The following is an 11,199-nucleotide window of genomic DNA, read 5'->3' on the forward strand; positions in this document are numbered from 1 at the left end:
TTGATGCTCTTTTTGGCGGCAGGAATTGAAATCAACTTGAGAAAAGTGAAGAGGGATTGAAACAGGGCACTGTTTAACGCTGAGTTGTGCAACAGCTACCATTGTTGTGCGGAGTTGTTCTTTTTTTTTCTGCTTTTGACCTGATTTTGTTAAAACAAGCCGAAAACGGATTAATTTATAAATTCTTCAGTCGGTCAATATTTATATTAGCACAGAAGTTTTTATCGTCGACAGCCTGAATTCTGCCTGTTCTCCTGTCAATTTTCACCTGCCTGGTCAATAATTTATCAGCTTCTTCAGATTTTTGATTGTCTCTGTTTAGAAATTGTCCAGAATCATAATTTAAATAAATCGTGTCGTTCTTAACTAGGTATTTTCCCTTAGCTGTATTTACGCCATTGTATAGAATCTCAAAATCGCTGTTTTTGTCGTACAGTTGCAAATAATGAAGTTCGTCGAATGCAGAGAAAACTATGTCTTCTCTTTTACTGCATGAAGACAGAAGTATTAGTAAAAATATCGTTAAACTTCTTTTCATCAATACTTCCAATTACGCACAACGGTCTCGTGCATGAGGCGTGCAAGGCCGTCGGCCGTAGCATGGCTTATGCACAATGTTGGCAATAGTTATTTTTATTTACATATCAGGTTTCTAAAGAATTAACTCTTCAACATATGGTAATTAGCGATATTTCACATCGAATCGTCCATCGGATATTTTAACCGTCTCACCTGACCCATCCAGATTTTCTGCTGTAAACTCAAAAGTACCTGATACTATATAATTGATGGTGTCAAACCTGGTGACGTTTATTGAACCCTTATAATTAGTGTTAGTCACATAATTTTTCGTATCCATTCTGTTGTCTCGGTTCTGATAGTAGCCATAGTTCTTAGTTGGATAGTTCCCTGGGTAAAGGTTGGAATTTACCTCAAATGTCTGCCTTCCTGTGCTTTTCAAATCTTCAATGGCTAATTGTATACTGCTATTTTCATCATCGTTGACCCGCCTAGCCCAAAGCACAAAGTAACGATTAGGTTTTTCGTAATATCCAGAGGTTACTGAGAATTTTTCACCGTTTACGAAAAGGGATTTGATTTCCGATATCCAAGGTTTTCCATTGACCTTGCAGGCAATCATATTAGCCCCACTTTGTGTTGGTTTAGGCAAATCTTCCTCTGTGCAGCTACAAAGCACTAGGATTAAAAACAACAAAACTGGAATCAGGTAAAATCTTTTCATAACAATTTTATATTTAATTATTGCCAACGGTCTCGTGTAAACAACGTGCGAGGCCGTCGGCCGACGCATAATTTTTACACAATGTTGGCGGGAGTTTTTTTATTTTTCAATTTCTTCAAGCGCCACTCTCCCTGTCTCGCATTCATTGAGGCAATTAATGATGTTATTTTTCACAAGGAAGTACACTAATTGGTCTTGCGGTACAGAGATGTCTAGCGGGAGCACGTTCTTTCCAGCTATCTCTTTTATTATTTGTTTTTCTATCAACTTGTCTGCCGCTGATTTATCGGTGAAGGATTTTTCATATGCCGCGTAATATTCCTGATTTACCTCAATCGGTCGGTGTAGGATAGTTGACATGAACATTTTCAGTTCATAGGAAAAAGGATTGAGTTGTCTGTCGAATACAAACTGGTTAAGCCCTGAGTAAACCCAAGAGTTTGGCCCGACTACCAAAAAGGTCGAGTCTTTATATCTTACTTCACAATAGACGTAGCCGCTGGAAGTGGAGAAGTCCCTGTAATTTTTGTACGGCAATTTGTCTGTTACCTCAAGAAACAAGAAAAGGCAGACTAATCCTAAAACTGGGATAGCTAAAACAGTAACTATATATTTTCTTAGCTTCTGCATTTTGATTCTTAAAATTACCGCCAACGGCCTCGTATAAAAAACGTGCTAGGCCGTCGGCCGTAGCATGATTTTTATACAGTGTTGGGTTAAGTAATTCTTTAGATTTCCAGATAAAATTAGTCACACTCACATGCTTGGAATTTGAAGTCAAATCGCCCGTTGCTAAGGGTAATAATTTCATTACTCCTATATTTTTTAAGGACAAGATGAAATTCACCAGAGATTATTTGAGCAACCTTATCAAATTTTGTAACCGTGAAATGGCTGCCAACCAGTGGGAACCCATATTCTACCATACTGCCATTATCGAATTCCAAGAATGTCACGCCAAGCGAATCAATTTTATTGCCTGTGCTAGTAATAGTTCCTGCCAAGGCTGTTGAGAAAAATAAGCTAGAGGAAATCCCTTTTCCATTGTCCCTAGAAAAGCTAAAATCAATACCATCACGGCTTGCCATTGGGTAACTTACTCTTGCTGAATATTTCCCGCACGGGTCTAGCATAAGACCGCACTTATTGTAGGGAACCCATACTTCTTCATTTTCTAGGGTAAACCCAATTGTGTTCTTCCCTAATTGGGTTGCTTCTGGTAACTTTGAGTTTTTAGTAGGGTCTTTATCCTTATCACAGCTAATAAAAACCAACAGCAAGAAGGATAAATAGAATGGAACTGATTTTTTTATAAATTCTGTCATATTATAATTTTTTATTTAACCCAACGGTTAAGCTAAACGGCGGCGGAGGCCGTCGGCCGATGCTGGCGTTTAGGTGTTGTTGTGCGTAGTTGTTTTTTCCTTTTTTCTTCTAGTTCTGTTTTTGACCTTATTTTAGTAAAACAAGCCGAAAACATGTTTTTATTAATTCTGAAGTCGGTCAAAGTTTATGTCAGCACAGAAAGTTTTATCGTCGATTGCTCGAATTCGGTTTGTCTTCCTGTCTATTTTTATCTGCTTTGTTAGCAATTTATCAGCTTCTTCGGATTGACGATTCTCACTACTTATGTGTTGTCCAGAGTTATAAACTAAATGAATCGTGTCGTTGCTAACCCTGTATTTCCCTTCTGCTTTGTTCACGCCGTTGTAGAGAATCTCAAAATCGTTGTTATTGGAATAAAGCTGGAGAGAATGCAGTTCGTCAGTCGCTGAGAAAAGGACGTCATCTCTTTTACTGCAAGAAGCCAGGATTATGAGCAAAAATATCTTTAGAATCCTTTTCATCAATAATTTCAATTACGCACAACGTCTAGTATAAACGACGGCGAAGGCCATCGGCCGAGATGACGTTTATGCGTTGTTAGGTGTAGATTTATTCTTGATATTGCTCCAGGCTTTTTAATTTTTTCTCTAAGTTTTCTGCTAAGACAAGTTCTTCAAAACAAGATTTACATATCCAGTCGTAACCATTAAAATATCCTTCCGTCTCGATGTAGTCGTTGGGACTTTCACCAATTGAGACGAAGCATATTTCGCAATGGTCGTGTGTCCAGCCTTTTTCTTCTAATTTGAAATATTCCTCGTCGAATTTTTGACCAACATACAGATGTGTCGCTGTGTTAGACTTTCTGTCAATTAATGCAGGTCTTGAAAACCATTTCATAAACTTCCATTCTGAGTTTTTCAGTTCAGAAACCATTTCGCGGATATGCTCGATTTCAACATTTCCTGATGGAAGCTTAACGAAAGTATGTTTCATTTATGTTTTAATTTACACCTAACTACCGTATAACCGTACCTATTACGTTTATCCCCACTATAGGCGGAGGTGGGCAAATAGGGCTGGAACAAATCACATTGACCAGGCAAGCAGGTAACCGCAGCAGATATTCTATATTAAATGTAATCATTATTTATAAAGTATCAAGCGGACTGGTGATTTGCCCCAGGGCGTGGGACGTAATATGGGTGTAAATCTCGGTGGTTTTGCTGGAAGAGTGGCCTAGCAGCGTCTGGATATACCGCAGATCGGTGCCCTGCTCCAACAGGTGCGTGGCAAAGGAGTGCCGAAGCGTGTGCGGGGTGGCTTTGGTCTTGATTCCCGCTTTTTCCACGGCGGCCCTAAATACGTTCCTGATGCTCTCCACCGTGTACTGGCCGCCAAACTGCCCCTCAAACAGCCATTCCTTCGGTCTGTACTCCTTATAATACGCCCGCAGGTTTTCCAGGAGCCGCTGGGAGAGCAGGGTGGTGCGGTCTTTCTTGCCCTTCCCTCCCCTGATCAGCAACAGGTTGCGGGCCGACTGCACATCCGTGATTCGCAGGTTGATCACCTCCCCAATCCGGAGGCCACCGGCGTAGAGCAGCTGCAGCAGACACCGGTGCTTCAGGTTGGGGGTGCTGGCCAGAAGAGAAGCCACCTCCTGCCGGCTCAGCACCAGGGGCAACTTCTCAGGTTTCTCCGGGCGTTCCACCTGGTTCAGCTGCACCTCGGTTCTGAGCAGCACCCGCTGGTAATAAAACTTCACCGCGTTGATACTCTGGTTCACCATTGAGCAGGAATACGTACCTGCCTGCACCATTTGCCGGTGGTACCGGTTCATCTCCTCCTGGTCAAACAGCTGAATGGCCTCCAGTCCTTTAGTCGCATACGTGTTCAGGAACCGCAACAGCAGGCTGTGGTAGGTTCGCATGGTGATCCTGCTGTAGTTGAGCAGCAACAGCTTCTCCAGGTACGGCAACGGGCAACTGATATAGGTGGGCCCCTTTAGGTAGACTTGCTCCCAGAGCAGGCGCAACAGGCGCAGGTCCTTGATCTGAAGCTCCTGACCAAGCCACACCCATGCCACCCCCTCCAGTTCCTTGGCCAGAGATTCAATAGAAGACACCTTGGCGGCGATCACCTGGGCTCTTACCTCTGCGTGCCAGCGAGCGGTCTTGCTTTCTTTTAACTTTGCGTAAATCAAGGGGTGAGGTTTAAAGATAAGCCGAATAACCATATCCCCCTCTCCAAGTGCCACAGCCTGCAGCTTGACCACCGGGAGCAGATCCGCTTTTTCCAGCGGCTGCCCGGTGGGGGTACCAGCGACCAGGGGCACTCCCCCTGCCGGCTTCAACCGAGCCGGTTTGTGCAGGTAACGGGTGTCTACCCGCGCCACCCCCTGCAGCTGCGTGTGCAGCATTTCTATGGCCTGCGCAGAATGGTGCATCACATAGCATTTGTACGTTTTGCTGAACTTCACCCAGCCTGCCTGCCTTAACCTTTTGGTGACCGCGGGGTTGGTTCCGTACCATAGCTTTATAAACCGCTTCCCCTCATGCGCCAGCGCATTCAGGTACACCGCCGCCTCCCTCTCAGCCCCAGAAAATTGACCAGCATGTCTCATGGCACTAATGTAAAGCAGCAGACAGGCGTAACCGTAAATTATACGTATATATCCGTAAGTAAACGGGTAAGGAATATGGTTACGGTTAGCATGGGAAACACCTCCAGAACATGCAGGCACTGCGGCTCCACCCTGGTGGGGAGGGCAGACAAGAAATACTGCTCAGACCAATGCCGGGCGCTGGCGGGCAATGCCCGAAAACTGGTGGAGAAAGGGCAGCGCTTCATGCGCGACATCAACACCAAACTCAAAAAAAACCGGGACCTCCTGCGCCTGGCCAGCCCAGAGGGCAAGACCACGCTCCGGCGGCAGGTGCTGGAGCTGAACGGCTTTGACTTTGGCTACTTCACGCACCTGTACCGCACCAAGCAGGGCAACACCTACTACTTCTGCTATGACTACGGCTACCTGCTCCTGCCAGAGGAGAAAATGCTCATAGTAAACTGGCAACCGTACATGAACCCTTAATCAGGAGCCAGCGGCTGTTTTAGACCTGTTTTTCTGAAAACAGCTCTAAAACAGAAGAGCCGCCTCTGGGGCAGAGGCGGCTCTTGGTGTAAGTTGGCACCAATTCTAGAACGGGGGCGCGTCATCAAAACTGGAGGGCGGAAAACCGCCTCCCCCGTCATTCATCTTGCTGCCCAGCCTAATGGTGTTGGGCGCTCCTCCGCCACCGGCAGGGGCGTCAAAGTCAGAGACCGGGAAACCGCTGCCGCCGTCAAAGCCCGGGCCACCGCCAAAGCCGTCTTCCAGGTTCCCAAACTTGGTGTACTTGCCAATGAATTTCAGGGCCACGCTGCCCACCTCCCCGTTCCGGTGCTTGGCTATGATCACCTCGCCCACGCCCAGCGTGGGGTTACCCATCTCATCTTCGGTAATACCGTAATATTCCGGGCGGTACAAGAAGATAACCATGTCAGCGTCCTGCTCAATAGACCCAGATTCACGTAAGTCAGAAAGCATGGGTTTTTTGTCGCCGCCGCGGGTTTCTACGGCCCGGCTCAACTGCGAAAGCGCAATTACGGGCACGTTCAACTCTTTGGCCAGCTGCTTGAGTGCCCGCGAGATGGAGGCAATCTCCTGCTCCCGGTTCCCGCCGCCCTTGCTGCCTTCGGCGTTGCCGCTCATAAGCTGCAGGTAGTCAATGATCACCATCTGGATGTCATGCTGCGCTTTGAGGCGGCGGCATTTGGTGCGCAACTCCCTAATGCTCAGACCCGGGGTGTCATCAATAAAAATGGGGGCCTGGCTCAGGCGGGTGATCTTGTGGTTCAGCTGCGTCCACTCGTATTCGGCCAGGTTGCCCTTCTTGATTTTCTCAGAGTCCAGTTCGGCCTCGGCCGAAATCAGACGATTCACCAGCTGGATGGAGGACATCTCCAGCGAGAAGATAGCCACGCCCTTGCTAAAGTCTACGGCGGCGTTGCGCATGGCACTTACCACGAACGCCGTCTTACCCATCGCGGGACGCGCCGCCAGGATAATCAAGTCAGACGGCTGCCAGCCCGAGGTTACCCTATCCAAAGCCGTAAAGCCCGAGGGTACACCCGTCAAACCTTCCTTCTGGCTTTTCTTCGCCTCCAGCTCTTTGATGGCCTTGTGCATCAACGACTGCATGTCGTCAAAGTTCTTGCGTATGTTGCTCTCGCTCACCTCAAACAGCTTGGCCTCCGTGCTGTCCAACAGTTCAAACACGTCAGTGGTGTCTTCAAAAGCACGGCCCAGCACTTCGCTGGAAATGGAAATGAGGTCACGTTTGATGGCCGCCTCGGTGATTACGCGCGCGTGGAACTCAATGTTGGCCGCCGAGTTCACCCGCGTGGTGAGCTGGGACACGTAATACGCCCCGCCCACAAACTCCAGTTCGCCCTGCTCGCGCAGCTCCTGGGTCACGGTGAGGATATCTATGGGCTCAGATTTATCAAACAGGCTCAGAATGGCCTTGAAAATGCGCTGGTGCGCGTCTTTGTAAAAACTTTGCGGTTTAAGCAGGTCAATGACCGTGGTGAGGGCGTCTTTCTCCAACATGAGCGCGCCCAACACCGCTTCCTCCAGCTCCAACGCCTGCGGCGGAAGCTTCCCTAACCCTTGAGGCACAGCCGGTTTGGGGTTCCAAGCCGCTTTGCCTCTGGTCGCTTTCAATTTCATCTCCTCCATAAAAGCAAAAGTAAGCAGGGAACAGATTCAGGTAATCCACAAAAGAAGGCTACCTTTCCACAATTTACAGGAAGGTCAGCCTGTGAAGGCTGGTTTGGCCGCTATGCGTTTTAGGCCTGTTTTTAGGAAAAGAGGCCTAAAACGGGATTACTTTTTATTGAGTCTTGTTTCTGCCCTCCTGCTCAAATTCTATTTGATTCTCTTTATCCCAGTCAGTTCGCTTTCTTCCCAGAACTTGGGTAAAGGTGGTATCCAGGAAATAGTAGTATTCCCGCTCCCGGCCGCGGTTTCCGTAATTAAACTTATGCGTGATGCGGTAGGCGGGGGTTTTCTTATACTGGGTGCGGGTGAGGCCGTCAAAGCTGATGGAGGCATAACCAGCTTCGTCCAGGTTCCTGGCATTCCATTCCTGCACCAGGTTGCGGGCTTTGTCTTGATTGGAGAAACCGCCGCCGCAGCTTGCTAAGAATAAGGTCAGGATAAAACTCAGGAATGTATATTTTCTCATAGCAGAAGGTTACGTGTTGTTAGGGCAAGATAGCAAAACCAGCGGGATTAATTTCATGTAGCGTTGTGGCACTGACACGGCGCGTCTCTATGAAACAACACCACCTCACTATGGATCAGACCGAATGCCATTACAAGATTCATGGATGCAGGAACGGTTCCTGGAGAAGAAAGACCTATTTTGCTGCATAGCACCACGCGTTGTCATGCCACAACGCTACATTTCTAAAAGGCGTTTCTGGCCTGTTTTCCGGAAAACAGGCGAAAACGGGAGTAATATTCCGGCATCCGCCGGCGGCGGAAAGAAAGTAATCCACAAATTTCTAGGCACATATCCACAAATCCGTTTGCGGCAAAGAGACGGTGCGTATGGTAAAATCATTACATTTGCTCTCTTTGAATTGCACTACATGAGTACAGCGGCGTATCAACACATTCACATGATTGCCATTGGGGGCAGCATTATGCATAACCTGGCCCTGGCATTGCACCGGAAAGGCCTGAAAGTGACCGGCTCTGACGATGAGATTTTTGAACCGGCCAAAGGCCGATTGGCTGCCGACGGGCTTCTGCCCGAAGCCGAGGGCTGGTTCCCCGAAAAACTCCACGCCCGCCCAGACGCCGTGATTGTGGGCATGCACGCCCGCGCCGACAACCCGGAGCTGCTGTACGCCCAGGAGCACAACATTCCCATCTTCTCGTTCCCCGAGTTCATCTATGAGCAGAGCAAGAACAAACAGCGCATAGTGATTGCGGGCAGCCACGGCAAAACATCCATCACGTCTATTATTCTGCACGTGCTCCAGTACCACCACCGCCTGTTTGACTACGCCGTGGGTGCCCAGCTGGAGGGGTTTGACCTCATGGTGAAGCTCACTGAAGACGCGCCTATTATTGTTATTGAGGGCGATGAATACCTCTCCTCCCCTATTCAGCGGGTTCCCAAGATCCATCTATACCATCACCACATTGGCGTGATCAGCGGCATCAGCTGGGACCACATCAACGTGTTCCCTACTGAGGAGAACTACCGTGAGCAGTTCAAGATCTTTGTAGACATTACCCCCAAAGCCGGCACGCTCATCTATAACCAGGATGACGAGCAGGTGCTGGAGGTGTGCGTGCCCAACAACCCAGACGTGCACTACATTGGCTACACCATTCACGAGCACAAGATCAAGAAGAACGGCAAGACCGTGCTCAAGACCAAGAAAGACGACGTGGAGATACAGGTGTTTGGCGAGCACAACCTGCGCAACATCAGCGCGGCCAAAGAGGTCTGCAAGCGCATAGGCATCAAAGGCCAGGCGTTTTATGAGGCGCTGGCCAGCTTTAAGGGTGCCGCCCGCCGTCTGGAGAAGATTGGTGAGAACGGGCACACGCTGGTGTACAAAGACTTCGCGCACGCGCCCTCCAAGTTGAAAGCCACCTCAGAGGCATTCAAGAAGCAGTACCCAGACCGCCAGCTCATTGCCTGTCTGGAGCTGCACACATTCAGCAGCCTCAACAAAGATTTTCTGCCGCAGTACCAGGGTACGTTCTTGGCCCCTGATGTAAAAATAGTGTACTTTAACCCCAAGACCCTGGAGCACAAGCGCATGCCGCCGCTGGATCCAGCTGATTTGAAAGCCGCCTTTGGTGATGACCAGATTCAGGTGTACACAGACAACCAGGCGTTACAGGAGTATTTGCTGCGCCAGGACTGGAAAGACAAGAACCTGCTCATGATGACCTCCGGCACCTTTGGCGGGCTGGATCTGCAGGCACTGGCCAACCAGATCACCAGCGCCTAATCAACTATTTTTGTCCCCTTTAAAGGGGGTAGGGGGATGATAAAGGCAGTTGAAGAACAATTTTTCAATGATCAAATGAATGAAGCAGTTGATTCTCATGAATAGATAACTCTGCATGAGGAACCATCTGCCTATCCCCTTCAAAGGGGGACTGAAATATCACAAATTGTAACGGAAAACCGTCAGGTCAAAAAGCATTGCCTATGAAATTACATTTACGCAAACCCATCGTCTTCTTTGACCTGGAAACCACCGGCGTGGACATCTGCAAAGACCGGATAGTGGAAATCAGTATGCTCAAGGTGATGCCCAACGGCGAGGAGATTCTCAAGACCCGGCGCATCAACCCCACCATTCCCATCCCTATTGAGTCCAGCATGATCCACAAGATCTATGACGATGACGTGGCCGACTGCCCCACGTTTGCCCAACTGGCCCGGTCACTGGATGATTTTCTGCGGGGCTGTGACCTGGGCGGGTTCAACCTGATTAAATTTGATATTCCGCTCTTGGCGGAAGAGTTTTTGCGCGCCAACATTGACTGGGACATTGAGAACCGCTCTATTGTAGACGTCTGCCGCATCTTCCACCAGATGGAGCAGCGCACCCTCTCAGCGGCCTACAAGTTCTACTGTGACAAAACCCTGGAGAACGCCCACTCTGCTGAGGCTGACACCATTGCCACCTATGAGATCCTGAAAAGCCAGGTGGCCTTCTATGAAAACGCACCCCTGCCCGGTGCAGAGGACCAGACCGTTTTCCCGGTGAAGAATGACATACAGGCCCTGCACCAGTTCACCTTCCAGAAAACTGCAGATCTCAGTGGCCGCATTGTCTACAACGCAGACGGGGTTGAGGTTTTCAACTTCGGAAAGCACAAGAACGTGTCAGTGGTAGCCGTGCTCCAGAAGGAACCCAGCTACTATGACTGGATGATGAAAGGTGATTTCCCGCTCTACACCAAAAAAGTATTAACTCGCATCAAACTGCGTGGCGCCCTGCAGCAGACTTCTATGAAACAGTAGCTCATTGCGTAGCACGTATCAGGTAGCACGTATCAGGTAGCAAGACTTTTGATTTGCGTTTTCGGGCTATTTTCCTGAAAACAGGCCAAAAACAGAAAGACCAGGGTTAGTAGCTCTGGCCTTTTCTGTTTTTAGGCTACATGCTTACAAAACATTCTACCGCTAGTGCGAGCCTCCAGGCTCGTGCTTACTTGTGCCGGGGAGTCTCTAGACTCCCCTCACGGCAACGCCGCGAAATGACGCATAGCACATTCAATGCTGTATTCTGCTCGTGGTTACCGGCGAGTCTGGAGGCTCGCCGCACATCTTGTCACGAGTTATAAACTCGCGCCAGCATATTTTTTATTTCTGCAATCAGCCATTCTCAAAAGACTTCGCAGTGTCTCCAAGAATCTGCGAGCGTCTGTGCCAACTGCCATAGCCACCGCTGCCCTCACCCTAGCCCTCTCCCCCCGGGAGAGGGAATACCGCTTTCCGTTTTCGGGCTGTTTTGGCCAAACAGCAAAAAGGCAGCGCCTCCTTCGC

General features: G+C 48.7%; 11 protein-coding genes. 3 read left to right on the top strand and 8 right to left on the bottom strand.

Features of this window, described 5'->3' with window-relative positions; translation table 11 throughout:
* Positions 1–682: 682 nt before the first annotated feature.
* The 5 genes from A8O25_RS21065 to A8O25_RS21090 all read right to left on the bottom strand — a co-directional run bounded on the left by A8O25_RS21065 (position 683) and on the right by A8O25_RS21090 (position 5,192).
* Positions 683–1,243: a Riean_0653 family protein gene (locus tag A8O25_RS21065; RefSeq protein ID WP_153042866.1), complete on the bottom strand. Its 561-nt coding sequence runs from the start codon at positions 1,241–1,243 to the stop codon at positions 683–685.
* A gap of 99 nt (positions 1,244–1,342) precedes the next feature.
* A complete protein-coding gene (locus tag A8O25_RS21070; protein ID WP_066839439.1) occupies positions 1,343–1,873 on the bottom strand; it encodes a hypothetical protein in 531 nt (176 codons plus the stop codon).
* A 116-nt stretch (positions 1,874–1,989) separates the two neighbouring features.
* The gene (locus A8O25_RS21075) at positions 1,990–2,568 is read right to left on the bottom strand and encodes a Riean_0653 family protein (RefSeq protein ID WP_066839442.1); all 579 of its coding nucleotides are present in this window, start codon (positions 2,566–2,568) and stop codon (positions 1,990–1,992) included.
* 610 nt (positions 2,569–3,178) lie between these two features.
* Complete coding sequence (locus A8O25_RS21085; protein ID WP_066839444.1) at positions 3,179–3,565, bottom strand: hypothetical protein; 387 nt, start codon at positions 3,563–3,565, stop codon at positions 3,179–3,181.
* Between the two features lie 154 nt (positions 3,566–3,719).
* Positions 3,720–5,192, bottom strand: coding sequence for a tyrosine-type recombinase/integrase (locus A8O25_RS21090; RefSeq protein ID WP_241499115.1), 1,473 nt, complete (start codon positions 5,190–5,192; stop codon positions 3,720–3,722).
* Between the two features lie 90 nt (positions 5,193–5,282).
* On the opposite strand from A8O25_RS21090, the gene A8O25_RS21095 reads away from it, so the two are divergent.
* A complete protein-coding gene (locus tag A8O25_RS21095) occupies positions 5,283–5,660 on the top strand; it encodes a hypothetical protein (protein ID WP_066839448.1) in 378 nt (125 codons plus the stop codon).
* Positions 5,661–5,765: 105 nt separating this feature from the next.
* On the opposite strand, the gene dnaB is transcribed toward A8O25_RS21095, so the two are convergent.
* Both dnaB and A8O25_RS21105 read right to left on the bottom strand, forming a co-directional pair.
* On the bottom strand, positions 5,766–7,340 hold the full coding sequence (dnaB, locus tag A8O25_RS21100; RefSeq protein WP_066839452.1) for a replicative DNA helicase: 1,575 nt from the start codon (positions 7,338–7,340) through the stop codon (positions 5,766–5,768).
* A 163-nt stretch (positions 7,341–7,503) separates the two neighbouring features.
* Entirely contained in the window at positions 7,504–7,857 is a 354-nt protein-coding gene (locus tag A8O25_RS21105; RefSeq protein WP_066839449.1) for a hypothetical protein, read from the bottom strand.
* A gap of 346 nt (positions 7,858–8,203) precedes the next feature.
* Between A8O25_RS21105 and A8O25_RS21110 the strand changes: the two genes are divergently transcribed.
* Together A8O25_RS21110 and A8O25_RS21115 are read left to right on the top strand one after the other, a co-directional pair.
* Positions 8,204–9,649 carry a UDP-N-acetylmuramate--L-alanine ligase gene (locus A8O25_RS21110; protein ID WP_420911801.1) on the top strand — a complete coding sequence of 482 codons (1,446 nt, stop codon included), beginning with the start codon at positions 8,204–8,206 and terminating at the stop codon, positions 9,647–9,649.
* Positions 9,650–9,852: 203 nt separating this feature from the next.
* On the top strand, positions 9,853–10,674 hold the full coding sequence (locus A8O25_RS21115; protein ID WP_066839450.1) for a 3'-5' exonuclease: 822 nt from the start codon (positions 9,853–9,855) through the stop codon (positions 10,672–10,674).
* A 317-nt stretch (positions 10,675–10,991) separates the two neighbouring features.
* Here the strand turns inward: A8O25_RS21115 and A8O25_RS23595 are convergent.
* A partial coding sequence (locus A8O25_RS23595; RefSeq protein ID WP_206598729.1) for a hypothetical protein occupies positions 10,992–11,199 on the bottom strand: 208 nt, incomplete at its 5' end.

Source organism: Rufibacter ruber (assembly GCF_001647275.1).
Classification (GTDB): Bacteria; Bacteroidota; Bacteroidia; order Cytophagales; family Hymenobacteraceae; genus Nibribacter; species Nibribacter ruber_C.

Bases quoted from the DNA above. Each gene is read 5' to 3' on its own strand.
- A8O25_RS21075 (WP_066839442.1), bottom strand. From the start codon at position 2,568: ATGACAGAATTTATAAAAAAATCAGTTCCATTCTATTTATCCTTCTTG.
- dnaB (WP_066839452.1), bottom strand. From the start codon at position 7,340: ATGAAATTGAAAGCGACCAGAGGCAAAGCGGCTTGGAACCCCAAACCG.
- A8O25_RS21105 (WP_066839449.1), bottom strand. From the start codon at position 7,857: ATGAGAAAATATACATTCCTGAGTTTTATCCTGACCTTATTCTTAGCA.
- A8O25_RS21095 (WP_066839448.1), top strand. From the start codon at position 5,283: ATGGGAAACACCTCCAGAACATGCAGGCACTGCGGCTCCACCCTGGTG.
- A8O25_RS21070 (WP_066839439.1), bottom strand. From the start codon at position 1,873: ATGCAGAAGCTAAGAAAATATATAGTTACTGTTTTAGCTATCCCAGTT.
- A8O25_RS21115 (WP_066839450.1), top strand. From the start codon at position 9,853: ATGAAATTACATTTACGCAAACCCATCGTCTTCTTTGACCTGGAAACC.
- A8O25_RS21090 (WP_241499115.1), bottom strand. From the start codon at position 5,192: ATGAGACATGCTGGTCAATTTTCTGGGGCTGAGAGGGAGGCGGCGGTG.
- A8O25_RS21085 (WP_066839444.1), bottom strand. From the start codon at position 3,565: ATGAAACATACTTTCGTTAAGCTTCCATCAGGAAATGTTGAAATCGAG.
- A8O25_RS21065 (WP_153042866.1), bottom strand. From the start codon at position 1,243: ATGAAAAGATTTTACCTGATTCCAGTTTTGTTGTTTTTAATCCTAGTG.